Source organism: Acetobacter pomorum, from assembly GCF_002738225.1.
In the GTDB taxonomy this organism is placed as follows: Bacteria; Pseudomonadota; Alphaproteobacteria; order Acetobacterales; family Acetobacteraceae; genus Acetobacter; species Acetobacter pomorum.
Map to the genome: position 1 here is coordinate 26,121 of NZ_PEBQ01000212.1, position 24,015 is coordinate 50,135.

Annotated in this window: 21 protein-coding genes and 1 riboswitch; of the genes, 8 read left to right on the plus strand and 13 right to left on the minus strand. The window is 48.5% G+C overall.

The window, feature by feature from the left end:
- Nucleotides 1-89: 89 nt before the first annotated feature.
- From CSR02_RS16005 to CSR02_RS16015, 3 genes are read left to right on the plus strand one after another with little or no spacing between them, the layout of a single operon-like run.
- The gene (locus CSR02_RS16005) at nt 90-704 is read left to right on the plus strand and encodes a histidine phosphatase family protein (RefSeq protein WP_099542381.1); all 615 of its coding nucleotides are present in this window, start codon (nt 90-92) and stop codon (nt 702-704) included.
- Nucleotides 692-1,318 (plus strand): cob(I)yrinic acid a,c-diamide adenosyltransferase, encoded by a 627-nt coding sequence (gene cobO, locus CSR02_RS16010; protein WP_373319838.1) that lies wholly within the window; start codon nt 692-694, stop codon nt 1,316-1,318. The genes CSR02_RS16005 and cobO overlap by 13 nt, the downstream gene beginning before the upstream one ends.
- A gap of 14 nt (nt 1,319-1,332) precedes the next feature.
- Nucleotides 1,333-2,853, plus strand: coding sequence for a cobyric acid synthase (locus tag CSR02_RS16015; protein ID WP_099542350.1), 1,521 nt, complete (start codon nt 1,333-1,335; stop codon nt 2,851-2,853).
- Nucleotides 2,854-2,868: 15 nt separating this feature from the next.
- Here the strand turns inward: CSR02_RS16015 and bluB are convergent, their stop codons facing one another.
- Together bluB and cbiB are read right to left on the minus strand one after the other, a co-directional pair.
- On the minus strand, nt 2,869-3,507 hold the full coding sequence (bluB, locus tag CSR02_RS16020) for a 5,6-dimethylbenzimidazole synthase (protein ID WP_099542351.1): 639 nt from the start codon (nt 3,505-3,507) through the stop codon (nt 2,869-2,871).
- Nucleotides 3,504-4,493: an adenosylcobinamide-phosphate synthase CbiB gene (cbiB, locus tag CSR02_RS16025; protein ID WP_099542352.1), complete on the minus strand. Its 990-nt coding sequence runs from the start codon at nt 4,491-4,493 to the stop codon at nt 3,504-3,506. Before cbiB ends, bluB begins: the two co-directional genes overlap by 4 nt.
- On the opposite strand from cbiB, the gene cobD reads away from it, so the two are divergent.
- Nucleotides 4,492-5,610, plus strand: coding sequence for a threonine-phosphate decarboxylase CobD (cobD, locus tag CSR02_RS16030; protein ID WP_099542353.1), 1,119 nt, complete (start codon nt 4,492-4,494; stop codon nt 5,608-5,610). The genes cbiB and cobD overlap by 2 nt on opposite strands.
- Here cobD and CSR02_RS16035 read toward each other — a convergent pair.
- Both CSR02_RS16035 and cobT read right to left on the minus strand, forming a co-directional pair.
- Nucleotides 5,607-6,440, minus strand: a complete 834-nt coding sequence (locus tag CSR02_RS16035) for an adenosylcobinamide-GDP ribazoletransferase (RefSeq protein WP_099542354.1) — start codon at nt 6,438-6,440, stop codon at nt 5,607-5,609. The two genes, cobD and CSR02_RS16035, sit on opposite strands and share 4 nt — an antisense overlap.
- Nucleotides 6,437-7,486, minus strand: coding sequence for a nicotinate-nucleotide--dimethylbenzimidazole phosphoribosyltransferase (cobT, locus tag CSR02_RS16040; RefSeq protein ID WP_099542355.1), 1,050 nt, complete (start codon nt 7,484-7,486; stop codon nt 6,437-6,439). Before cobT ends, CSR02_RS16035 begins: the two co-directional genes overlap by 4 nt.
- 62 nt (nt 7,487-7,548) lie before the next feature.
- On the opposite strand from cobT, the gene cobU reads away from it, so the two are divergent.
- Complete coding sequence (cobU, locus tag CSR02_RS16045; RefSeq protein ID WP_099542356.1) at nt 7,549-8,103, plus strand: bifunctional adenosylcobinamide kinase/adenosylcobinamide-phosphate guanylyltransferase; 555 nt, start codon at nt 7,549-7,551, stop codon at nt 8,101-8,103.
- A 15-nt stretch (nt 8,104-8,118) separates the two neighbouring features.
- On the opposite strand, the gene CSR02_RS16050 is transcribed toward cobU, so the two are convergent.
- Nucleotides 8,119-9,315: an MFS transporter gene (locus tag CSR02_RS16050; RefSeq protein WP_099542357.1), complete on the minus strand. Its 1,197-nt coding sequence runs from the start codon at nt 9,313-9,315 to the stop codon at nt 8,119-8,121.
- Nucleotides 9,316-9,512: 197 nt separating this feature from the next.
- On the opposite strand from CSR02_RS16050, the gene CSR02_RS16055 reads away from it, so the two are divergent.
- Complete coding sequence (locus tag CSR02_RS16055) at nt 9,513-10,967, plus strand: NAD-dependent succinate-semialdehyde dehydrogenase (protein ID WP_099542358.1); 1,455 nt, start codon at nt 9,513-9,515, stop codon at nt 10,965-10,967.
- A 105-nt stretch (nt 10,968-11,072) separates the two neighbouring features.
- Here CSR02_RS16055 and CSR02_RS16060 read toward each other — a convergent pair whose 3' ends face one another.
- The 7 genes from CSR02_RS16060 to CSR02_RS16090 form a co-directional block, all read right to left on the minus strand.
- Entirely contained in the window at nt 11,073-12,392 is a 1,320-nt protein-coding gene (locus CSR02_RS16060) for a c-type cytochrome (protein ID WP_099542359.1), read from the minus strand.
- A complete protein-coding gene (locus CSR02_RS16065) occupies nt 12,385-14,022 on the minus strand; it encodes a GMC family oxidoreductase (protein ID WP_099542360.1) in 1,638 nt (545 codons plus the stop codon). The genes CSR02_RS16060 and CSR02_RS16065 overlap by 8 nt, the downstream gene beginning before the upstream one ends.
- A gap of 21 nt (nt 14,023-14,043) precedes the next feature.
- Entirely contained in the window at nt 14,044-14,664 is a 621-nt protein-coding gene (locus CSR02_RS16070) for a sorbitol dehydrogenase family protein (protein WP_099542361.1), read from the minus strand.
- A gap of 164 nt (nt 14,665-14,828) precedes the next feature.
- Nucleotides 14,829-15,299, minus strand: coding sequence for a DUF2147 domain-containing protein (locus tag CSR02_RS16075; protein WP_099542362.1), 471 nt, complete (start codon nt 15,297-15,299; stop codon nt 14,829-14,831).
- A 41-nt stretch (nt 15,300-15,340) separates the two neighbouring features.
- A riboswitch (cobalamin riboswitch) is annotated at nt 15,341-15,579 on the minus strand.
- Between the two features lie 78 nt (nt 15,580-15,657).
- Nucleotides 15,658-17,250, minus strand: coding sequence for a carbohydrate porin (locus CSR02_RS16080; RefSeq protein ID WP_099542363.1), 1,593 nt, complete (start codon nt 17,248-17,250; stop codon nt 15,658-15,660).
- A gap of 353 nt (nt 17,251-17,603) precedes the next feature.
- On the minus strand, nt 17,604-18,908 hold the full coding sequence (locus CSR02_RS16085; RefSeq protein ID WP_099542364.1) for a dicarboxylate/amino acid:cation symporter: 1,305 nt from the start codon (nt 18,906-18,908) through the stop codon (nt 17,604-17,606).
- A gap of 433 nt (nt 18,909-19,341) precedes the next feature.
- Entirely contained in the window at nt 19,342-20,391 is a 1,050-nt protein-coding gene (locus CSR02_RS16090; protein WP_099542383.1) for an aromatic ring-hydroxylating oxygenase subunit alpha, read from the minus strand.
- Between the two features lie 124 nt (nt 20,392-20,515).
- On the opposite strand from CSR02_RS16090, the gene CSR02_RS16095 reads away from it, so the two are divergent.
- On the plus strand, nt 20,516-21,430 hold the full coding sequence (locus tag CSR02_RS16095) for a LysR family transcriptional regulator (RefSeq protein WP_099542365.1): 915 nt from the start codon (nt 20,516-20,518) through the stop codon (nt 21,428-21,430).
- Between the two features lie 278 nt (nt 21,431-21,708).
- The gene (locus CSR02_RS16100; protein ID WP_099542366.1) at nt 21,709-22,677 is read left to right on the plus strand and encodes a glycosyltransferase family 2 protein; all 969 of its coding nucleotides are present in this window, start codon (nt 21,709-21,711) and stop codon (nt 22,675-22,677) included.
- Between the two features lie 182 nt (nt 22,678-22,859).
- On the opposite strand, the gene CSR02_RS16105 is transcribed toward CSR02_RS16100, so the two are convergent.
- Nucleotides 22,860-23,972, minus strand: a complete 1,113-nt coding sequence (locus tag CSR02_RS16105; RefSeq protein WP_099542367.1) for an acyl-CoA dehydrogenase family protein — start codon at nt 23,970-23,972, stop codon at nt 22,860-22,862.
- Between the last annotated feature and the right edge of the window lie 43 nt (nt 23,973-24,015).

Below are 24,015 nucleotides of genomic sequence, written 5' to 3' on the forward strand. Positions count from 1 at the left end.
CGCGGAAACTTGTATGATAACAAGGTATGTACAAAGTGTTCTGCCGTCCTGATAAAGCCGGGGTAGGCGGTGAGAAGGAGATATTGAAAATGCGATCTTTTCCCGTGTTGCTGGTAAGGCATGCCCCTGTTCAGGTTGGGCAGGGTATCTGTTATGGTCGGCAGGAAGTGGCCCTTCGCCCTGGATGGGAAAGTATTGTGTCAGGGCTTTCTGTTCTTGCAAAAGGCGCGGTTTGCCAAGTGCTATACAGTTCTCCTGCGCAAAGATGCTGGCAGATGGCACTGCATCTGGCGAAAAGCGCTGGCATGGAACTACGTGTGGACCATCGGTTAGCAGAACTGAATTTTGGGAAGTGGGAAGGGCTGCCGTGGCAGGATATAGACCGCACATTGCTGGATGAATGGGCCCAGAACCCAGAAAGCTTTGCACCGCCCGAAGGTGAAAGTGGGCAAGATCTGTATAAAAGAATTCGGAGTTTTTGGCATGAAATGTGCCAACGTGAAGAAAATGTATGTGTGTTATCCCACGGGGGACCATTGCGGTTGTTAAGTGCGTTTGCGGGTGGGTATCAACCCCAGCTGCTTGCACCTTCCATGCCGCAAGGATTTGCGCGTTTGTTTATGGTAGGGGAAAACAATGAATTCTCTACGAATAAAAATCAATTTTTGAAACATCATAAAAAGGAAGAACCGTGCCAGGCATAGTGGACCCGCATACATCACAGGAAGCAGAACGCCATCGTGCCAAAATGCAAAAACGCAAGGCCATGCAAGATAAAGAAGTGGCAAGCAAGACGGTGGAAAAAGGCCTGTTAATGGTTAACACCGGGCCAGGTAAAGGAAAATCCACTGCAGCATTTGGGTTGGCTTTACGCATGTTGGGGTACGGGCGCCGTGTTGTTGTTATACAGTTTATTAAAGGGGCATGGCATACGGGAGAGCGGAAAGCACTGAAACGTTTTGATGATTTGGTGGAATGGCATGCCCTAGGGGAAGGATTTACGTGGGAGACACAGGATAAAGCACGCGATATTGCTGCATGCCAACGGGCATGGGGTATTGCCCAACAGGCCTTTTCTAACCCCGATATTGGGTTGGTGATCCTAGATGAACTAAATGTTGCGTTAAGATACGATTATCTGCCAATGCACCAGGTTCTGGCAGATATTGCTATGCGCCCCATAACACAACATGTGGCGGTAACAGGCCGTAACGCCAAGGAAGCCATGTTAGAAGCCGCAGACTTGGTAACTGAAATGACATTGATAAAACATCATTTTAAAAACGGTGTGAAAGCACAGGAAGGTATAGAATTTTGAGAGCGCGTGTGTTGATGGTTCAGGGCACTGGCTCCAGTGTAGGAAAGTCAACACTTGTTGCAGGTCTTGCCCGTGCTTATACGCGGCGGGGGCTAAAGGTTCTGCCTTTTAAACCTCAGAACATGTCCAACAATGCAGCCGTAACATGGGATGGCGGAGAAATTGGTCGCGCGCAGGCTTTGCAGGCGCGTGCTTGTGGTATGCCTGCAAGTGTGGATATGAATCCTGTCCTTCTCAAACCTCAAGGGGAAACAGGAGCCCAGCTTGTTGTGCAGGGGCAGATAGAAGAAACAGTGCAAGCGCGGGATTATCAGAACCGAAAGGCATTTCTGATGCCATATGTTTTGCAAAGTTTTGCAAGGCTTGCGTTACAGGCAGATCTTGTTTTGGTAGAGGGCGCTGGTTCAGCTTCAGAAGTGAATTTACGTGCACATGATATTGCCAATATGGGTTTTGCAGAAGCTGTGAATGCTCCGGTTGTATTGGTGGGAGATATAGATAGAGGGGGCGTTATTGCCAGCCTTGTTGGCACACAGGTTGTTGTAAGTAAGGCAGATGCACAGCGTATTAAAGGGTTTATTGTAAACCGTATGCGGGGTGATCCCTCTCTGTTTGCAGATGGCATGCAGTTTGTGGCCGAACGCACAGGGTGGCAAGCATTGGGGCTGGTGCCAGATTTACCGGAAGCCAGAAATCTTCCCGCAGAAGATGCTGTTGATTTGCATGAAAAACTTGTGCAGGTAGGACAACATTCAAAAACAATCTCACATCAGAAGGCGCAACTACGAGTTGTTGTGCCTCTTTTGCCGATGATTGCTAATTTTGATGATTTGGACCCGCTTTATGCAGAACCTGGCGTACACCTTATGCTGGCAAAACGCGGCCAACCTTTGCCAGCATGTGATTTGATTATATTGCCTGGATCAAAAGCAACATTATCTGATCTTGCCTGTCTGAAAGAGCAGGGATGGGATAGGCAGATTAAAGAACATGTTGCAGGTGGTGGTTACGTTATGGGTATTTGTGGCGGCTACCAAATGTTGGGAGACAGTATAGCTGATCCTTATGGAACGGAAGGTCCAGCCGGGCAGGCCCAAGGGTTAGAACTGTTGAAAATCAGCACGGTTTTAAGCCGGGATAAAAGTCTGGAACACAAGGAAGGAAAACTGGCGGCAGAAGGTAGCAAAGTAACCGGATACGAAATGCATGTAGGCCAAACAACAGGAACAGACTGCCAGCGCCCTTTGATATATCTTGACCAACAGAGCGAAGGTGCCATTTCTGCCAATGCACGTGTATGGGGCACTTATTTACATGGCATTTTCAATGACCGGGCTGCGCGTATGACCTTACTTGCGCGTGTAGGTGGAACTGCGTTTCAGCCGGATGGTTCATGGTATACTGCGGGAGCAGATTTGCCTGAGAGCCATGACCACACCGTAGAACAGGCATTGGATGTGCTTGCAAAGCATCTGGAGCAGCATATTGATCTAGATGCTTTGTTACAATTGTCTGCTGTGCCAACAGGTATTTGAAAAGCAGCACATATTTTAGCGTTGGATCCACCGTCGTCTGGCGGGGTTGCGCTGCTCCCATCCACGGCGTTCAAGTTCTGGCGTGTTGGCATGTTGTTCAGGATAACCAACGCACAGATACGCCAAAAACTGCCACTTGGGTTCCACACTTAAGGCTGCATGTGCTTCCTGCGGATTAAGGATGGAAACCCATCCAACGCCAATTCCGTGTGCTGTAGCAGCCAGCCAAAAGGTATGGATAGCCATAACAGCGGACCACGTAGTGGTTTGCGGCATGGTGGCTCGGCCAAGGCCGCGTCCCTGTTGGGGGTGGGTTTCACAAAACACTGCAATATGGTGGGGGGCTTCATCCAACCCGGCAAGTTTCAGGCGTGCGTAGCGCTGGGCGTCTTTCCCATCTCGTCCTTCCAGTTCCTGCGTATTGCTGCGCATAAAGTTCTGGCGGATGGCATCTCGACGTCTGGAATCGTTTACCAGCACAAAACGCCATGGTTCGCTTAATCCAACCGAAGGCGCCAGACAGGCAGTTTCCAGCAGTTCATCCAGCACAGGTGTTGGCACAGGTGTTGTGCGAAAGTGCCGCACATCTCGCCGCCAGATGAGGAGCTGTTCTAATTCGTTCTGAAAGGAAGGTGAGAAAAAAGGTGCTGTCATGCATTTATCATGCAGCCAATAGCGGCCAGCAGCAAGCCACCCATAAGAATACCACATGCTCTGCGGTAAAGAATAAGACCATGTTCCAGATCATGCAGTGTGGCTGTGGTCGCGCCTTCTCCAATCCAGCCATCATCAACTACCCTTCCGGCATAAATGCGGGGACCACCAAATTTTACACCAAGGGCTGTCGCCAATGCTGTTTCAGGCCATCCGGCGTTGGGAGAACGATGGCGTCTGGCATCTCGCCAGACAGTAGCCCAAATTGTTCGCCATTGCGTGGGCGAGGAAGCCAGAAGAATACACAGGGCCGCCAAGCGTGAGGCAGGAAGATTGATAAGATCATCCATTTTGGCAGAAACCATGCCAAAAGCCGCATAACGCGGGCTAAGATGGCCGATCATGCTATCTGCCGTATTGATGGCTTTGTAAAAAACCGTTCCGGGTAAACCAAAAAGTGCTGTCCAGAATAAAGGTGCTACAATGCCATCAGAAAAATTTTCGGCCAGGCTTTCCAAAGCGGCACGAATAACAGCCGCTTCATCCAGCGTAGAGGTATCTCGCCCCACAATTTGGCTTACGGCTTTGCGTCCGCCTTCTAATCCAGTCTGTTGAAGCGCTGTGGCAACTGCCTTGACATGTATCCATAAAGATTTCTGAGCTATCAGTGTGCATGCCGCTATCGCCTGTACACCAATCATGACAGTTGAGGGCAATAACATATAGCCGATATGGAGCGTAAATACTGTAAGCCCCACAGGAATACCGACAAGAAGTAGGAACGTAAAAAAACCGGATACCCGGCGTGTTGTTTCAGACCATTCTGGTCTGTTGAACGTTTGCTCCAGCCTGTTTATCAAGGAACCAATCCACACAACAGGGTGGCTTATGGTGGCAAAAAGTTGTGCAGGATATCCGCACAAGGCTTCCAGCCCCGCAGCCAGAGCAGCAACGGGCAGGGTTACGGAAAAAGGATAAAGCAGCATGGCAGATGCAGGCGTGCGGGAAAAATGGCAAGAAGGCAAGGGGTATAAGCCACAACAGACAGTTGCGGGTTTTGTATCATCTGCAAAAACGCAAGCAGAACCATGCCATATTCCTGCGCATGGGGGGCAGGTGCAAAAGATTATGCAGATGTTTGCAGAGGCACCCCAGCCATTTATAGATCTTTCTACAGGAATCAGCCCCATTGCTTATCCGGCCAAACTGCCAGATTTGTCTGTTTTGCATAAATTACCGGAAGAAGCAGAAGAAGTTGCCTTACAACATGCAGCGGCCATGGCATATGGTGTTTCTGACCCCAATATGGTGGTTGCAGGCGGCGGAAGCCAAAGCCTGATTGCTTTATTGCCAAGAGTTATAAAGGCCGAACGGGCAGTTATATTGGGCCCCACGTATTCTGGGCACTTACAGGCGTGGAAGCAGAATGATATTCCGGTATCAGAGGTCTCGCATTTTGCACAATTGCACATCTTGGCACAGCAGAAGAATACAGTATGTATTGTCTGTAACCCCAATAATCCCGATGGACGTTTAATTCAGGCCCGGCATCTGCTTGATCTTGCCAATACCTGCCATGCTGCAGGAAGCTGGTTGGTGGTGGATGAGGCTTTTGCGGATATTATCGGGCAAAGTATTGCATCGGCACTTCCGCATCCGGCTTTGCTGGTTTTGCGTTCTTTTGGCAAAACATATGGGTTGCCTGGAATAAGGCTTGGGTTTCTGCTGGCGCAGGAAAGAGTAGCTGCGCACGTACGAGCTTTATTGGGATCATGGCCCGTTAACGCCATTGCGTTGGCGGTTGGGTGCCAGGCTTTGCAGGATAAAGCTTGGTTAAGGCAGGCATCTGTCAAGTTGTTTGCCGCGCGTTCACGCCTAAAAAAATTGCTGACAGAAGCAAGATTAAATCATAAAGGGCAGGCTGTTCTGTTTGAATTGGTGGAATGCGAACAGGCTGTAGATTTATGGCGGCATCTTTGTCAGCAGGGTATTGTAACCAGAATTTTCCCGTATAATTCCCATTGGTTGCGTATGGGGCTACCGAGCTGTGAACAGGACTGGTTGAGGTTAGAGGCTGCGTTACAGGCTTGGTGCAGACTTTAATAAAAAAGGGCTGATAATACAGTCATTATAGTACATTCGGTTATAACGGCGCACGCGCCCAAAATATCGCCTGTATACCCACCAATCTTACGTTGTGCGTATCGGGCTATTAAGAAAGATATTGCCACGACAAGAAAAATGGGAAGGCTCAGGCATGCCAGAAAAGAGGCGATGCCAAAGGATGTGGGTATTAAAAGGACTATCAGGCAAAAGCAAAAAAAAGCTCCGTTAACCAAAGCGAGTATCAGGTTTTTTTGCGGTAAGGGGTGCAGTAAACGCGCCAGACCATCAGAGCGTGCTGGTGGAATGATGGCTGTTACAATCAATAATGCTGCACGTGCTGCACATCCCGCAAGCCCACATATAAGGCAAGTCAGAGTGATGGAATGCAGGGAAGCAAGCACACCGGCGCGTATTAAAAGAGCCAGACATAAAGCCAGCACGCCATAACTGCCAATGCGGCTATCACGCATGATATCCAGCTTGCGCTCTGGGGTTGTACCCCCCGAACTATCGGCCGTATCGGCCAATCCATCTTCATGCAATCCGCCTGTTGCAAGAGTTTGTAACCCTAATGCAATGCCGGCAGCAGCAAGTGGCGGGATATGACATATTTGCAGTATGACACATAACCCTCCGGTAAAGATGCCTATACCAGCGCCAATAAGAGGCCAGCACCAGATGGATTGTGCCAACGGCCAAGGATCTGAGCTGTTTTTGTATGCAGCAGGTAACAACCAATTAACGGGTATGCGTGTCAGAAGTCCGATACCACAGGCCAGATGCAACCGTAACGTATCAAACATGGAAAGATGGTAGGCAGAGGTCATGTTTTCTGGCTGACAGCAGCTTCTGTAAACGTGGCCATACCTGTGTGGCAGGCAAGAGCTGCCCGTATGATAGAAACGGCAAGCGCTGCACCAGAACCTTCACCCAGCCTTAATCCCAACCCCAGAAGGGGCTCCAAACCAAGGTAAGAAGCAAGGCGATGGGTTTGTCCTGTTGTTGTTGCACAATGTGATAGGCAGGTGTGGGCCAGCCCCGCAGGGTGTAGTTGTGCAAGTGGCGCTGCTGCTGCTGTGCACACAAAACCATCTAACACCACAGGTACGTTTTTGTGTCTGGCAGCCAGTGTGGCACCTAATGTGGCAGCGAGTTCGTACCCACCAATGCAGCGCGCTGCTTCCAACGGATCAGAAGATATATGCTGATGGAGGCTGAGGGCTTTATCAATAACGGCGGCTTTGCGTTTCAATCCTGCATCATCTGCACCCGTACCGCGTCCTGCCCAGATAACACCTTTTTCCTTGAACAGGGCCGCTGCCAAAGTGGCTGCGGCAGTGGTGTTTCCAATTCCCATTTCACCCAGGCATAAGAGGTCACAGTCGGATGAAACGGCGTTATAGCCAAGCATAACAGCGTGCAAAAAGTCCTGTTCTGTCATGGCGGCAGACTGCGTAAAATCTGCTGTAGGTTGCAGATTATGCACAGGAATAACGTGTAAGCATGCGCCAACGGTTTTGGCGATCTGATTGATGGCTGCCCCTCCGTGATGGAAATTACTGACCATTTGTGCCGTAACAGTGGCTGGCCAAGGTGAAATGCCTTGCTGTGTTACACCGTGGTTTCCAGCAAAAACCAATATCTGTACATTTTCCAGTTGTGGTGTTGTGCGTCGTTGCCAGCCACCCAGCCAGCGTGTCAGCTCTTCAAGGCGGCCGAGGCTGCCTTCAGGTTTGGTAAGCTGTTGCTCGCGATATGCGATAGCGCTTTGGGCCGCTTGATCAGCCTGTGGCAAGGTATGACACAGACTTCTGAGTTCCTGCATGGAACCAAGGTGATGCGCTGCGTTAGAAAAAGGAAGAGATGATGGCATACCATTGATTTTGTGCTGTTATCAGAATGTAGGCAAACAAAAATAGTGAAGGCGCATATACCATGAGTATCCTATCTCTCAATCTATCGGAAACGGGAGCACAGGGTGCTGTTCTGGTGCTGGGTGGTGCGCGTTCGGGGAAAAGCCGTTTAGCCGAGGAAATGCTGACAGCCTTGCCTCCACCATGGGTTTATTTGGCAACAGGCCGTGCATTTGATGCAGAAATGCAGGAGCGGATTGAACATCACAAGGCCAGCCGAACAGAAAAGGGATGGCAGACGGTTGAAGAACCGTTGGATATTGCATGGGCTTTAAAAACCTATGCGCATCTTCCCGTATTGGTGGATTGCCTGACCTTGTGGGTGACCAATATGTTGCTGGATGACCAAAATGTTGAGGAGGCAACACAGCGCTTGTTGGATGTCCTGCAAGAGCGTTTGGCCCCCACCATTCTGGTTGGAAATGAAGTGGGGTTGGGGATTGTGCCAGAAAATGCACTGGCGCGTCGCTTTCGGGATGAAACCGGTCGTTTGCACCAGAGGATAGCCGCACAGGCGGGGCAAGTTATTTTTGTAGCTGCCGGGCTTCCTCTGGTGCTTAAAGGCAAGGGTCTCTAGCGGTTGCCGATATTGTCAGCTTTCAGGTTCAGGCTGATCATGCAACACATGTGGGAAGGCAACCGGGCTGCATAGGCCTAATGCTGTGGCCAATATAACAATACCAACAGCCATGGGTGGCAATACGGAAAGCCCGGCTGTGTTCAAGATTGCGCCCCCGGCAGCAGACCCAAAAAGAATACCCACATTACTGCTGGCGTTTACAGCGGCACCTGCAATATCGGCTGTGGTTGCACGGCTGCGGATGGCGCCAGACATAATAACGGGAATAAGGGCGGCATAACCGGCACACCATATCCCCACGGCACCCACAGCCCACCATCCGCTTAGAAACGAGCCACAAAGTGACCCCATGCCGCAAGCGGTAATAAGGCCCGCTGCCAGCAACCCAAGGGCAGGTCTGGAATCCACTACCTGTCCGGCTGCCCATAGTCCCAAAATGCTTACTCCACCTGTAATCAGCAGGGCGATGCTAAGTGCGCTTTCAGGCAGCCCATGAGACATGAGCAAAGGAGAAACATACGTATAAAGCAGGTTGTGCCCGAAAAAGAAGAATGTGTTGACGGCAATAACCACCGCAAAAACCTTGGCAACGCCAGGTGTGCGAAAAGTGGGCAGGTGCACGGAACTGGAAGATGCCTCTACCTTGGGCAGAAAAAATGCAATGCATACGGTAAGAATGGTGGCCAACCCTGTAACAACCATCATGGAAACCCGCCATCCTGCCAGTTGCCCAATGGCAGCCGTGCCAGGAACCCCCAGAACAGATCCCAATGATGTGCCGCCAAACACAAAGGAAATAGCACGTCCTGTCATACGCGGTGGCACCAGATGTGCAGCATAGGCAGAAACAATGGACATCATCAGTGCATGTGCGGCTCCGCCCACGGCACGGCCCAGGCAGAGTATGGCAAAACTGGGCGCCACAGCTGCAATCAGGTTAGAGGCAATATAGCCAGCCAGAGCCCAGAGCATGAGTGTCTTGCGGTTGATTTTGGCTGTTAGAATAGTGAGTGGTACAGCCGCCAACGCCACAACAAGCGCATATGCACTTACGGCTAACCCAGCCTTGCCCTCCGTAATATGGAAGGATTTGGCCATATCAATCAGCAACCCTACGGGGGCAACTTCGCTGGTAATGGCCGTAAAGGTGGCTGCAAACAAGGCGCATAGCCCAATTATTGTCTGGCCGGACAGGGTTTTGAAAAGCATGGGCTTTCTACTGATATAACGGAGGGTTGGAAGGATAATGGCTCTGCCGGCGGAACTGAACCGGGTAGGACGCCATTATGCGCTGGGGTGTATAGACCTCTTTTTCCTTGCGTGGCAGTACATAAAATGGTGTCAGCAAAATTTTTCGGATAAAGGCTCCATGGTGGATGTCTGCCCGTTCTGCTTGAGAGATGTAGATGTCAGAAAAAGAATTACACACGCAGCTGTTGGTGGCCGGGAAATGGCAGGATGCGGCAGATGGTCGTACCATTCCTATAACCAATCCGGCTACGGGCCAGGTTATCGGTCAGGTGGCGCATGCCTCCAAGGCGGATCTGGAAAAAGTGGTTGCAGGTGCGCAAGTGGGTTACGAGGCATGGCGTAACCTTACAGCATGGGATCGGTTTGTGATCATGCGCAAGGCTGCAGATCTGCTACGTGAACGGGCAGAGCAGATCGGCCGCATCATGAGCGAGGAGCAGGGAAAACCGCTTGCTCAGGCAATTATCGAAATTCAGGGTGCTGCCGGTGTTATTGAATATTTTGGTGAAGAAGGCCGCCGCCTGAATGATGAACTGGTGCCGCCGCGGGCACCATATGTGGAACAGCGCGTGCTGCATAGGCCCATTGGGGTTGTGGCAGCCTTTACACCGTGGAACTTCCCTATCAATCAGATAGCACGCAAGCTGGGTGCTGCTTTGGGTGCTGGTTGTGGGGTTATTGTAAAAGCTCCAGAAGATACACCCGCCTCTCCAGCAGAACTGATCCGGTGCTTCTGTGATGCCGGTATTCCAGCGGGCGCGGTTTCTCTGGTTTATGGTGTGCCGGCAGAAATTTCGGAATATCTGATTGCCCATCCGGTGGTGCGCAAGATTTCCTTTACCGGTTCTACACCCGTAGGCAAACATCTGGCGGCATTGGCTGGCGCGCAGATGAAGCCAGTGACCATGGAACTGGGTGGCCACGGCCCGGTTATTGTCTGCCCGGATGCAGATTTGGATGCCGCAGCTGAACGCTTGGCCGCAGCCAAGTTCCGTAATGCCGGACAGGTATGTATTGCTCCCACACGTTTCCTTTTACACAAGGAAATTGCAGCGCCCTTTATTGAAAAATTCAAGGCCCAGATGAGCGCGCTCAAGATTGGCAACGGTCTGGATGAAGGCGTGACCATGGGGCCATTGGTGAATGAACGCCGTGTAAAGGCATTGACGGAACTGGTGGACGATGCTCGCCAGAAAGGTGCTGAACTGTGGCAGCCCGATATTTCCATGCCGAATGAAGGATGCTTCTTTCCGCCCACATTAGTGCTGAAGCCCACATTGGAAATGCGGGTAATGCAGGAAGAACCTTTTGGCCCCATTGCCATGATGGATGAATATTCTGATCTGGCAGATGCCGTGAAGGAAGCCAATCGTCTGCCATATGGCTTGGCAGCTTATGTTTATACCCGTTGTGAACGTACGGAACGCCTGCTGGGTGAAAAACTAGAAGCCGGAATGGTTGCCGTTAATCACCATGGCATTGGTGTGCCGGAAGTGCCATTTGGTGGCATGAAAGATTCCGGCTATGGCACGGAAGGTGGGCCCGAAGCCCTAAAGGCACATACCATTACACGTCTGGTATCTGCTCTTCATGAAAAGCCTTCTTTCTAAGGTTGCAGTCTTCGTTCTGAAGATCATGTAAAAAGGGCGGAGGGGTTTTAAATCCCTCCGCCCTTTTTGTTGTGTGGTTCAACTACTTTAGTATGTGGGTGGCTGTTATTTGTCTTTATGGAACTGCGCAACCTGATCTGCTGTTACGTGTGGGTCTCCACTGCCAAAGGTTGCCATCACATAATTTACGATCTTGGCAATTTCAGCATCACTCAAACGTTGCACGTCTGAATGCCCGCTAAAGTCAGGCATGGATACATCGCCTGCTTCGGTTTTACGCTGCACCCCGTGCAGAATGGTCATGATAAGGTTGTCTGGCCGTGCGCTGCCCACAGTGGAGTTATGGAACAGTGAAGGTGCGTATTGGTCCTTCGTACCCATACCAGTCTGGCCGTGGCAGGCTGCGCAGTTGGCATCATACGCGTGTTGCCCGTCCATTTCGGTCAGATCATCAATGCGGGTAGGAGCGCTCTGGCGGATGTCCAGCGCTTCGATAGCTTTGCCAAAGCTATCTCGTGCCTGATGTTCCATATCATCTTCCATGGCAGGCACTTGGTGGATATAGGCCGCTATGGCGTGCAAATCCGCATCGGTAAGGTGGCTGGTGCTATGTTCTACAGCTTCTGCCATAGGGCCAGCGGCCTGCGCATGATCATTGGCATGGCCTGTTTTCAGGTAGGCAACAATATCATCTTCGCTCCAATTACCTATGCCGCCGGTTTTGCTGGAGGTAATGTTGGGAGCATACCATCCATCCAGCGAGGCACCAGCCAAATATCTGTCCTGCTTTTCACTTAACATGAAGTTACGGGGTGTATGGCAGGTGCCGCAATGTTCCAGCGCATTGGTAAGATACTTACCCCGGCGTAGTGGATCATATGTGCTGGAATCCCCGCTTTCGGGTTCTTCCTTGGTGGTTACAAAGTTCCATGCCGCCATTGCGCTGCGCATGTTGGCCGGAAAGACCAATGTGGTTTCTGCAGGTGCGGTTGCAACAGGTTTTACGCTGTGCATGAACCATACATAAAGTGCATGCACATCCTGATCTGTCATGCCTGCGTAAGAGACGTAGGGCATAACAGGATAAAGGTAGGCACCATCCTTACGCACACCATGGCGTACAGCCTGCTCAAAGTCCTGCTCTGTATATTTACCGATGCCGTGGTCTGGGTCTGGCGTAATGTTGGTGGAAATCACATCACCCATAGGTGTTGCAATTTTCAGGCCACCAGCAAAAGGTTGCGAACCGGGTTTGGTGTGGCAGGCAATACAATCTGATGCAGTGGCAATATAGGCACCACGATCCAGCACAGCCTGATCTGGAGCCGCATCTTCTGCATGTACAGGTGTCTGGCTAAGGGCACAGACCCCCATGACCGTGCTTGCTGAAAGAAGGACGCGCAAGGTTTTGGAAAAATCAGGCATGAGCAAGTTCTTTTTTCAGCGTATCGGCAACACGTAGCGCCAAGGCGGCTACAGTCAGAGTGATGTTGCCGGTGCCAACGGTTGAGAAAACCGAGGAACTGGCAATAAACAGGTTGTCGTGGTCATGCGTCCGGCAATGGCCATCCACTACGGAATCCTTGGGGTCTGTGCCCATAATGGTGCTGCCTGCGGGATGATCCTGCGGGAAGTAGCCCGGTGTCCACTGTTCATCCGTGCCGTGCATGAGCTTGATAAGATCACGGAAAACGTAGCGCGTGTGTTCACAGCTGCGCACAGTATATTCGGGCAGTTTATAATAGACTTCCGGATGTGGAATACCCAGAATGTCTTTACGATCCTTGCTGAGTGTGAGGCGGTTATTAGGGTCTGGCAGGGCTTCGTTATGGCTGAACAGGCGCACTGTGTGCGAAGCCAGATAGCGGATTTGTTCTTCCAGTTCCCGGCCAACGTAACCTTTGGAAATTGCCAGCTGGGTGGCCAGATCCACCTGGTTATCATCCACCATATGTACAAGATAGGCACCACGATCTGTACGCCAGTTTCCATCACGGAAATTGTCGATCACATTCGTTTCCAGCGGCCCACGGCCCGGCCACAAGGCTTGGTCACCACTAATGAAGGTGACCTGCACACCTGTATGGTCCATCATGTTGCGGCCTACATGGCCGGAACTGTTGGCAACACCATCGGGGCTTTGTTCATCGGCGGAAAGCAGCAGCAGTTTGGCTGTTTCAATGCAGTGTGCGGCAATAACAAAATATTTGCCCGTGACGCGGTGAGACCCTTTGTCGGGGTCAAAGTAATGTACGGCGGTTACACGCTTGTTCGCGCTGTCTCGCTCAATTTTATACACTACGGCGTTGGGGATAAACTTAGCCCCGGCGGCTTCTGCGTGGTAAACAGAATAGCTGCCGTTATACATGGCCCCGATAGGGCAGATAGGCATACAGTTGTTATGCCCTTCACACGTTGGGCGGCTATCATACGGGCGGGTGTTACGTGCCTGTGGTTCATGCACCACGCGCCACGGTGTTTTTTCTTGAATCAGCTTACGGAATTGCTGCGCAGCGTAGGAAATGGGCAGAGCATCCATAGGATAAGGCTGTTTGCGGGGAGACCCAAGATCTTCCACCGCTGGGTCTGGTCCGCAAACCCCCATCATGACTTCTGCCTGATAGTAAAAAGGTTCGAGATCATCATATGTCAAAGCCCAATCGCGGCCCTGACCGTAACGTGTTTTCAGTTCAAAGTCTGATGGCAGGTAGCGCCAGGCACAACCTGCCCAGTGCCATGTGGTACCACCCATCATGCGCAGGTAAACCTGCTGATAGGCTTCGGCATTCGGGCCGGTAGTGTGCAGGTAATCGTTCGGGGTTTGCTGATCAGGCGGATGCCGTGCCCAAGGCACAGCCGGAAATGGCCCCTGATAGGAAGGTTTGTTTTCCAGATTGCGGAAGTTTTCTACAAAATGCTGGCGGTCAACGCGCGGGCCAGCTTCCAGCACAATGACGGAAATACCAGCGCGTGCCAGTTCATTGGCAATAGAGCTGCCTGCAACGCCTGATCCTACGATCACAACGTCGGCTGAAAGATTTTCTTCGGAAGGCATAAGGCGGGGTATCCCGTAAGATCAGGTCGGTTCGATAACAAGGGCGGAAGCAGAAAGTGCAGGGTGCCCTTTGGGGCGTGCAACTTCTGGTGGCTTGCTTGTCCAGTAGAATGGGCCGCCCGTTGCGTAGGTTTTGGGGTAAACGGCATCCTTGGTGATGTCGAACATCAGGGCAGAGCGGTAAACCACCACCTTGCCATCCGCAATGCCCCGGTACCAGCCGGTTAGAATTTCATGGATGACATCTTTAAGCTTTGGATCAGATTTTTCTGCTGCATGCGCAAAGGTTGATGCGGTTGTAAACTTTTCTCGTTCAAGTAGCGCGTGCAGGGCATTTAATTTTTCCTGCCGATCAGCGTTGGTGTGCACGATATTGGCGTACAGGGCGGCACCAATTTGAGGGTTCAGCGTTTCCCGATCTGTCAGGCGCAAGGAAACCTGCATGAAGCGGGAAATATCTTCGTTGTTTGTTGTAGCAGGCGCGGTATCTGCAAGAGCGATACCGGTTGTGCCTGCTACGGAAAGACCAATGCCGCCTAAAAGCGCATCTCGCCGTGACATGCGCAACAATTTGTTTAGGCGCATGGCGTTAGGAGATAAACACCACTCCGCTACAGGTTGCCCCTTGTGCGTTTGTCTCATTCTTTGCGCTCTCCCTATAAAGCCGGGCTCCGCTCTGTTAGAATGAAAACATTGCGGAGAAATATGGAATTCAAAATTCTGAACAGTTTTATAGGCACGCGCAGAGCTTGCAACCTGTTATAACGGAATAGGACTTATTTTATGCCCCGTTAGGGCCGATATGCTTAGGGAGTAATGCGGCAATTATTGCCTATGTGGCCATGAAACGGCTGCCACGTATCTGTTCTGCCAAACAGTTCCAGACCTAAAAAACCATGCAGCTTGAGAGTGCCATCTTCTGCCACCCATAAAATGGCATCATAAGTATTTTTGCTTTGGGGATCAAAAATGTGGCCTTTCCAGTGGTCGCGTCGGTCTTCCATAGGGTGGAAGCCTTTGAGCATCTGAAGCTCACATTCTGCTTTTCTGCGGCCAGAGGTTTCTTCTTCTGGGGTCAGATTTAGGCCCACAAGATTGCCGCACACTTTATCGCCGCAAGTATGGATATTGAAGACTCCTTTACCGTCTTCCGTAATCCATTGCCCTGTTATGTCAGGTCTGGCGCTACTTTCCGCATGAAGGGTGGGGGTAAAAAAGGTGCTGCCCCATGTCAGAAACAGTGCTGTGAAAAGTGAATTTAAGGCATATTTGTGCATTTTACTGCCTGTCTTGCCGTTGCCGGTTCATCCCGCCCGGCGTCATGTGCCTGATGGAGGCCGGTCTCCTGGCTTGGGGATATTGGTTTATCAGACCATGTACCTTCCCAGCCGTGTTACGGGCCAGTGGCGCGCCATGCATGGCAACAGGTCTGACCTCCCCTTACAGTTGCGGGAGCAGCTGCCGACTATGAAATTCCGCTCCAATATGGCGCGAAAGCCAGTACACGGCATTCCCTTTTAAGCCGCTTGCGCGGCACCTTCCATCTGTTCGAAAGGCCATTCTAGCAGTAAGCAGGTGTGATGCCAGTATAGGAAAAGCAGGGCAGGTGAGATGTTTTTGCGCCCTGCTTTATCTTTAGAGTGCCGCGATGACTTTAAGCCCTGCCAGAATGGCATTGGGAATAACCGAGGTTTCACCAGGGCGCATCATGTATTCAAACTCTGGTGTAATCACCAGGCCCGGCGTAACGGGAATGCCATAATAAGCCTCCAGAATAGCGGAATGGGTTTGTGGACCATTAATGTAGGGGCCAAGTGGCACACCGGCTGCTTCTTGCATACGCTGCCCATAGGCTAAACGTGGGCTGAGTTGGTAGTAGGAATACATGACGCCCAGACGGTCCAACGGTCGGTGAGGAATAATGCCCAATAGGGAAGCCCCAGCGTAAAACTCGTTTGAGAATGTGGAGTTGCTGGGGGTATTATGGATAAACCCAGCTAATACGTAACCACCGGCCATCTGATGTTCACCATGGCTGCGATAGACCATCTGATCGGCCTCAATATAAAATGTATCGCGCGGTTTAAGTTTGTGCGGCCGCACAGAACCCGCAAAAGCTGCCGGAATGGTGCCGACCATATCTGGATAAGGCGATGTATCGTGCCCAAAGCCAATTTTATAATGCCCAGGAAGTTTGCGGGTGCCAAAAAACGGTTCCCACGTTAACTCAATAGGGGTTTGAATCCCTGTATAAGGTTCGTCCCCCCATGCCCAACCGGTATTGTCACGCGCTTTGGGGCCTATACGATAAATACCCGTGCGCAGGATAAGATCATGTGTGGGCCGAAAGCGCACTGTGCCGCCCCATGATGTTTTGGGGTAAACACTCCAACCGGCCGGCTCGCGTATGGCCATAGGGGCAGAGCACATGGTCATAAATGTGCAAAGCAAAATAGACGTAGAATATGTGTGTGTAAGTGAAATGCGCCCGACATTAATATTGATACGGTTATTGAGAAAAGATTTTTCCAGATACAAGTCTGCCAGGCGTGCAGCTGCGGGGCCGTGAATACTCCATACTTCTGTTAAAAGGACATTTCTTTCCCCAACATGGTCCCAGCCCACCTGTCGGCCTTCACGGTTCATGACAATGCCGTGTAGGTACCAACCCTGCAAAGGGTTCCAGCCTGTTAATTTGCCTAGATCAAAGAGCATGCTGGCACGAATTTCATGCGTATAATCCATGCCTTTTGAAAGACCACCAGAAAGGTTGGCCATTCCTTCACCTTTATATGTCAGTTCAAAGGTAAATCCGTGCTCGCTCAGTCTATCCCGCCAAGGTTTGAGGCCAGGGGCCAGATTTCCAAAGGCCTGTTCAGCAACAAAGTAGCCTGCACTTATATCTTGCCTGCGGAGCGCTGTATTATTGTGGTTTAACAGGTAGGAAAGGCTTTCTGTATCAAACAAGGCATTCAGCCGTTCCTCAGCTATGGGGCGTTTGTGTTTTTTAGGTATTTCCGTGTTGACGATAGGCTTTGAAGATATTTGGGGTTTGGGTGAAGCTTCCGCTGCCTCACTTTTTTGGGCATGTGCAATGTTGGCGTTAAAAGCCATATTGGATGTAAAAAAAATTGTTCCCGCGCAGGATAAACGCAGAATATATAAAAAATATTGTGCACGAGGAGATATTTTTTGTTTTGTTTTTGAAATTATATAAGATAAGGGCATAGCCCGATCCTCACGGCGCAAGAACTGCCATTGCGTACATGCGTTTAACATGATGGCAATGATGTATCTTTGAAGCAAAAGGGGAATATCACCTGCAAGTGAAAGAGTGCGAGATTGCCTTACAGCTTTAAAATACGAAGCGAGCAATTTTTAGAAACATTTTTCCATTTCCGTGTCTGTTTTATTTTTATTTTCACGAATTTCGGAAATTAAATTACAATTCGAAATATTCAAGGCTTTTTTTATGTTATAACGCATATTCAAGAAAAAGTTTGGGCGAAGTATTGTTGTAACAATAAATGCTTCCAACAAGAAACCGTAGGAAGCTTGCAACTTCCTACGGAAAATTTAGCTCAGGCAGAAGGTGTTTTTGCAAGTGCAGGTGGTTTGTTTAAAGCATTATGGAGTTGTGTGTCGTCCAGTGCATTTTCCCAGCGTGAGACAACAATGGCTGCGACAGCATTGCCAACCAGATTGGTTAGAGAACGACATTCAGACATAAAACGGTCAATACCCAAAATAAGGGCCATACCACCTACCGGCACGCTGGGAACAACAGAAAGTGTGGCGGCCAATGTAATAAAGCCTGCTCCGGTTACACCGGCAGCACCTTTGGAACTGACCATAGCGACCAAAAGCAAAGCCAGTTGTTCCTGAAAGCTTAGGTGTACATCTGTAGCTTGTGCAATAAACAAGGCGGCAAGGGTCATGTAAATATTCGTGCCATCCAGATTAAAGGAATATCCCATAGGGACAACCAACCCAACAATACCTTGAGAACAGCCAGCCTGTTCCAGCTTGGAAATCAAGCCAGGCAATGCAGATTCAGAGGAACTGGTGCCCAATACAATCAGGAGTTCTTCTTTTAAAAAAACCAGCAAGCGCAAAATGCTAAAGCCAGCCAATCGGGCTACAACACCTAAAACAATGCCGACAAACAGAATAGAGGTAAGATAAAATGTGAGCACCAAAGCCAGCAGATGCAGGATGGAATGCAACCCAAATTTACCAACTGTAAACGCCATGGCGCCAAACGCCCCAATGGGTGCCAGATACATAACCAGACGCACAACACCAAAAACCAGTTCTGTCAGGCTATAAAACAGATTAAGAACGGTTTCGCCCGCCTTTCCCATTTTTGCCAGACTGATGCCAAACAGAATGGCAACCAGCAAAACCTGAAGAATTTCACCCGATGTAAATGCACCAGCCGTAGTGGATGGAATGATTTGTAGCAAAAAATCTGTAAAGGAATGATGTTGTGCTGCAGCACTTACAAATTGTGTAACAGAGCTTGTATCTAGGCTTTCCGGGCGGATATGCAAGCCAGCGCCGGGTTGTAGAATATTGGCCACAAGCATGCCAATAGCTAATGCCAGAGTGGAAAAGCACAAAAAATACAGCATGGCCTTGCCTGCTACGCGGCCTGTTTGTTTAAGATCCGCCATGCCAGCAATGCCCGTGCAGACTGTTAGGAAAATAACAGGCGCAATGACCATTTTGATCAGCTTAACAAAACCATCCCCCAAGGGTTTGAGTGTTGTTGCAATGGATGGAAACATTGCACCCACGGCAATGCCTGCACCCACTGCCACCAGAACCTGCAGGTAAAGGAAGCGTTGGTGTGAACTGGAGAGGGGAGCAGATGATGGAAGCACGCCTAAAAATCTTTCTGTTCTTGTTTTTTATGCCTGTGGTGCATTCTGATGAATATATAGTGTTATATCAGGAATATACGCGCAGACTGATTTAAGGTAACGCCTGTTTATATCGTTTGGGAAGATAGGGTATATCTCTTTTTCTTGAGTTTTCGGCGCGCACACAAGGTGTAAAATGACGATTTGGGCGGAAAGTCCTACGCTATAGCCATATAATTACATGGATGTAATGATGTGGTATTTGGCCATATTTTTATTTTCAATGTCATAACCCTGTATGAAGGGCAGGGAGCGCATAGTAAGTTGCGTAAGGTCATTTGGCCTGATCTGGATACAACACGCATACATACTCCATAGGTAGCATGAAACTGATTATTCAGAGAGCATGCGTGTTGTATGAGCTTCCATGAGGAAGAAAGCGGGAGAACTTTTTTCAGGCTGTAAAGAACTGACTTAAACCAATGGCCCGCAATGCACGCCGATAGGCAATGGAACTACGGTCTGCCATAACATGGACTTCCAGAGTTGGATCAAGTGGTAGATTTTCCGGTTTCTGGGCTTCCACCAAAGCGCGGTCTTCCTCAAAAACCTTGCGATTGAAATCATAAACATCTTGCAAGGGAAGCTCGGTATCAAAATTGCGGCACATTGGCGCAAACATGCGCGTTTTTTTGGCAGAAACAGGTGATGCTGCGTTCATGATAACTAAGCGCCCATTATTGGGGAAATGAATTTCCAATGTTGCGGTAAATGGAACATGCACCCGGAAATGGCGCAGCCATTCAAAATCTGGCGGCGTTTGTTTTGAGTGCCCGATTGGATAATTGGCAACATTGCTCCGATATTCTGCTTCAAACCCATATGGTGTCATCTTGGGCATATAGGCAGGTACAACCGGGTTTTCTGGGTCGGCAAAAGTTTCTGTGTGCACAAATGCAAAATGGGCAACATCTATAAAGCCCTCAACCTGCCGGCCTGCAAATCCGGCAATATCAATCCATGGGCAATTAATGTGTTGGAAGCCAGCTTCATTCCAATGCGGCATGGATGGAATGGAAACTTCTCCATCTTTTTGTGGGCGTAGGCAGGTCCAGATCAAGCCGTATCGTTCTACCGCAGGGTAAGTGTGCAGATTCAGGCGCGAAGGGATGCCTTTGTCAGGGTGGGCAGGAACACGCACACAGTGGCCCTTATGCCCAAATTGAAAACCATGATAAGCGCAGGCAATTGTGTGCCCATTTCCTTTACCCATACTGAGCGGCACGCCACGGTGGGAACATAGATCATCCGCCACAATAATTTCTTCATCCGCGCGGTAAATTACCAAAGGTGTATCAAGCAATGTTACGCCTAATGGTTTGTCTTGCAATTCACGTACAAGGGCAATGGGATGCCAATATGAGGCAAGAATAAGCCAATCATCAGCATCAAAGCTAAGATCGCGGGGAAGTTTGGAATCGGGGGTGCGGACTGAGGGGGGCATGGCGCAATCTCCTGAATATTGAGGAAAATCTTCCCCATTCTGCAGGATGTAGTGTTTCATCAAACGCATATTATCGGATATATCTATTTCATGCAGTGTGCATTCTCAAACTGAGAACGGGTAAATGAATCCATTTTCACGCTTTCTGATCTACTTTCTGGCTGTGGCACGGCATGGTTCCATCCGCAAAGCATCGGACGAACTGCATATTGCGGCTTCTGCCATTGATAGGCATATTTTGCTGGGAGAGCAGGCTCTTCAGACACCGTTATTTGAGCGTCTTTCTTCTGGCATGCGTTTGACTGCGGTAGGAGAGTTATTTTACGCGCATGCCAACCGGTGGGCAAAGGATTTTGAAAGCCTGACCCATCAGATTGATGATCTGAAAGGGATGCGTCGCGGTCGTATAGATATTCTTGCACCAGAAGCGTTAACACGTGTTTTTCTGCCAGACATTGCTGCGTGCCTTAAACAGAAATATTCTGGTATTGTTTTGAATATTCATATCCATGACAATACGGAATTGGTAGAGCGCCTTTTTGCAGGTGAAGGGGATCTGGCATTTTTACTGGATCCCGCAGATTTGAGAGACTCGCAGATACGTTCAATACTTTCTTTTCCACTTGGTGTGGTCAGTTTGCCAGAACATTTTGTTGCCAAACAGTCTTCCGTAAGATTTTCAGTCTGTGCGGAATATCCAGTTATTGTGCCTGAAGAACCATTGGCTCTTGCTGTAGTATTTAAAAAATTGGAAGCTGTTACACTGGTAAATCCCCGTATTGTTTCAGGTTCCAATAATGTACAAATGATCAAGTCTTTGGTAAAGAAGGGCTTGGGTATTACCATTTTGAGTTATCTGGATGTGATAGATGAGGTTCAGAATGGGAATATGGCTTTCACACCGCTGACAGGAGCGCATGTTTTTCCCTTACGTTTGGCGTTGGCGCATGATCGCGCACGGCCGTTATCAGCGGTGGCACGGCGTGTGGCAGATAGTGTAGAGGCAGAGTGGGCCGTTTTGTGCCAGAAAATGGTATAAAGGAGCGCAGGATTTTTAGATAATAGTGTAAAGTTTTTTAAATATTATTTTATATAAATAAATTTTTACTTTTATATTTTTTAGAGAATATTTTGTATTTTTCTATTCAATATAAAAAGTTTTTCCATACAGAAAATGCTTTGAGGCGTATGAGTAGTAAGTTCGACTATGTTCTAATAGGCTTTCATATATTGTACCATATTGTCTGACCATTTTGGTAAGTCTTATTATTTGCGAGCATATGCAGAAATGATAAATGATTGGTATTATTTAATACAATGTTAAAGTCACGCTCAAATCAGCCTCCACCTTGTCTTGCTGTAGTAATACCTTGTTATAATGAAGAAGATATTCTGCCTCAGACGTTGGATGTTTTATCCACGCTTCTTTCTGATTTTATAAAATCTACACTAATATCAGATACAAGCTATATTCTGTGTGTTGATGATGGCAGCAATGATAACACGTGGGAGATTATCAATCGCAATGCCGTGCACAGTTCATATGTGCGGGGATTAAAGCTTTCACGTAATTACGGGCATCAGAATGCACTTTTGGCAGGACTTGCCAATGTTGCTGATGGCGAAGTTATTGTGAGTATTGATGCCGATATGCAGGATGATCCACAGGTTATTCGGGATATGCTTGTTGCTTGGTCTAATGAATATGACATAGTTTATGGCGTTCGTAATGACCGACAGAGCGATACGGTATTCAAGCGTGAAACGGCAAAGTTATTTTATAAACTCATGAAGTTTATGGGCGTGGATCTTGTGCCGGATCATGCCGATTTCCGCTTACTGGACCGCCGCGCGTTGGATGCCTTGCTTGAATATAATGAGCGTAATATTTTTCTGCGGGGACTTGTACCTCTTGTAGGATTTTTATCTACCAATGTATATTATGCCCGTAAATCTCGTATAGCAGGTGAATCTAAATATCCTTTAAAGAAAATGTTGGGTCTGGCTGTTCAAGGTGTTACTTCTTTCAGTATTATGCCTTTACGTATTATTGCAGTTGGTGGCCTGCTTATTTCAACTGCATCGGTCTTGGCTATTATTTATATTTTATTTGATAAAATAAATGGACACGTAATACGAGGTTGGACATCAATAACAATTGCCATATTTTTTATGGGTGGTGTACAAATGCTTTCATTAGGTGTTATTGGAGAATACATAGGGAAAATATATATTGAAACCAAACGTCGCCCTCGTTTTCATGTTGAAAATAAGACTGAGATATAAAAATTTTATAAATAGTATAGGGTTTATTTTAACGGTTTGCTGTATGTGATTACCATCTTGTGAGAGAAAAAAGTAGTCCAATAACTTCCTAATCATAATGTGTAGGATTACCTTGGACCATATTCCAAATTAACTGAACAGCTCTTTTATCAATGATTTGGCAACATATCATTATACGTAACCTATGATTTTTCATTGAATACTGAAGCGCCAGATTTTTCTAAAATTATGTCTGCCTGGGGTGAGTGTATGCGACCACACAAAACATCCCTATAGTGTTTTTCTAAAGGGTTTGTTTGGGATAGTCCCGGGTTTCCTGTTACTTCCAGCATATGCCCTACAGTTGAAATGGCATTTTCTGTTACAATGCGTTTTGTCTGGTTAATCTCTTTGTCATCAAGCTCATTTTTTATGGCCGCATTCAGCAATACTCTTGATGTAAGCAATAATCCATCTATCTTTCCTAAAATGGTATGAAAACGGGGTAAGGTTGATAAAGGCTTTCCTAGCCCGGAAGGCACGCGGTTTTCTAGAAAATGTATAAACCATTCTCGTGCCGACTGTGCCACAGCATCATAAAGTGTTGCTATCAAAATGGCGTGCCTTCTTCCCAGTCCAGGTGTTTCTGGGTTTTCTTCCTGAGTATTTAGTAAACGGACTAAGAATTTTTCTGGCACAAGAACATTCTCGAAAATAATCGTATCACTTCCGGTTGCTCTCATTCCAAGCTGGTGCCAGCTTTTCTCAATCCGTATTCCTGGTTGATCCAGTGAGACCAGAAATTGCCCTATACGTGGTGTATCTTCATCTGTGGCGCCCCATACCAAACCCCATTTTAAAGCAGATGAACCAGTAGAGAATATCTTTCTACCATTTAAACGCCATTCATTATTTTTGAAATTTAACTTTGTATCAGGAATGCCGCCTCTTGCGGGTGTTCCCAAAGAGGGTTCAACGCGTAAGGCATTTATAAGTGCACCATGATTTAAAATGTCGTTTAAAACTTCTTCACGTACCTCTGAGGGCCATTCATTAGAAACACTGACTGCCCATGTATGCAAAAATTGCATTGCCAAAATCAGTGCCGTTGAAGGATCAACTTTAGCAAGGGAAGCGACTGTTTCGACCATTTCCTGTAAATTTGCCCCATGACCTCCTAGATTTTTGGGAATAGCTAATGCTGTAATTCCTGTGTTTTTCAAATCCTGGATTGTATCCAAAGCTAAAGTGCCTGAACGATCATGAATAATTGCGCGTTCTGCAAATTTATTTAATAAATAAGATGGAATTTTCATCTTCGTAACCTTATATCAAGTATGATGGTGTGCTTGGAATGAT

Excerpts from the sequence above, each read along its gene's own strand:
- CSR02_RS16005 (WP_099542381.1), top strand. The coding sequence starts at position 90 with ATGCGATCTTTTCCCGTGTTGCTGGTAAGGCATGCCCCTGTTCAGGTT.
- CSR02_RS16015 (WP_099542350.1), top strand. The coding sequence starts at position 1,333 with ATGGTTCAGGGCACTGGCTCCAGTGTAGGAAAGTCAACACTTGTTGCA.
- bluB (WP_099542351.1), bottom strand. The coding sequence starts at position 3,507 with ATGACAGCACCTTTTTTCTCACCTTCCTTTCAGAACGAATTAGAACAG.
- cobD (WP_099542353.1), top strand. The coding sequence starts at position 4,492 with ATGGCAGATGCAGGCGTGCGGGAAAAATGGCAAGAAGGCAAGGGGTAT.
- cbiB (WP_099542352.1), bottom strand. The coding sequence starts at position 4,493 with ATGCTGCTTTATCCTTTTTCCGTAACCCTGCCCGTTGCTGCTCTGGCT.
- CSR02_RS16035 (WP_099542354.1), bottom strand. The coding sequence starts at position 6,440 with ATGACCTCTGCCTACCATCTTTCCATGTTTGATACGTTACGGTTGCAT.
- cobT (WP_099542355.1), bottom strand. The coding sequence starts at position 7,486 with ATGCCATCATCTCTTCCTTTTTCTAACGCAGCGCATCACCTTGGTTCC.
- cobU (WP_099542356.1), top strand. The coding sequence starts at position 7,549 with ATGAGTATCCTATCTCTCAATCTATCGGAAACGGGAGCACAGGGTGCT.
- CSR02_RS16050 (WP_099542357.1), bottom strand. The coding sequence starts at position 9,315 with ATGCTTTTCAAAACCCTGTCCGGCCAGACAATAATTGGGCTATGCGCC.
- CSR02_RS16055 (WP_099542358.1), top strand. The coding sequence starts at position 9,513 with ATGTCAGAAAAAGAATTACACACGCAGCTGTTGGTGGCCGGGAAATGG.
- CSR02_RS16060 (WP_099542359.1), bottom strand. The coding sequence starts at position 12,392 with ATGCCTGATTTTTCCAAAACCTTGCGCGTCCTTCTTTCAGCAAGCACG.
- CSR02_RS16065 (WP_099542360.1), bottom strand. The coding sequence starts at position 14,022 with ATGCCTTCCGAAGAAAATCTTTCAGCCGACGTTGTGATCGTAGGATCA.
- CSR02_RS16070 (WP_099542361.1), bottom strand. The coding sequence starts at position 14,664 with ATGAGACAAACGCACAAGGGGCAACCTGTAGCGGAGTGGTGTTTATCT.
- CSR02_RS16075 (WP_099542362.1), bottom strand. The coding sequence starts at position 15,299 with ATGCACAAATATGCCTTAAATTCACTTTTCACAGCACTGTTTCTGACA.
- CSR02_RS16080 (WP_099542363.1), bottom strand. The coding sequence starts at position 17,250 with ATGCCCTTATCTTATATAATTTCAAAAACAAAACAAAAAATATCTCCT.
- CSR02_RS16090 (WP_099542383.1), bottom strand. The coding sequence starts at position 20,391 with ATGCCCCCCTCAGTCCGCACCCCCGATTCCAAACTTCCCCGCGATCTT.
- CSR02_RS16095 (WP_099542365.1), top strand. The coding sequence starts at position 20,516 with ATGAATCCATTTTCACGCTTTCTGATCTACTTTCTGGCTGTGGCACGG.
- CSR02_RS16100 (WP_099542366.1), top strand. The coding sequence starts at position 21,709 with ATGTTAAAGTCACGCTCAAATCAGCCTCCACCTTGTCTTGCTGTAGTA.
- CSR02_RS16105 (WP_099542367.1), bottom strand. The coding sequence starts at position 23,972 with ATGAAAATTCCATCTTATTTATTAAATAAATTTGCAGAACGCGCAATT.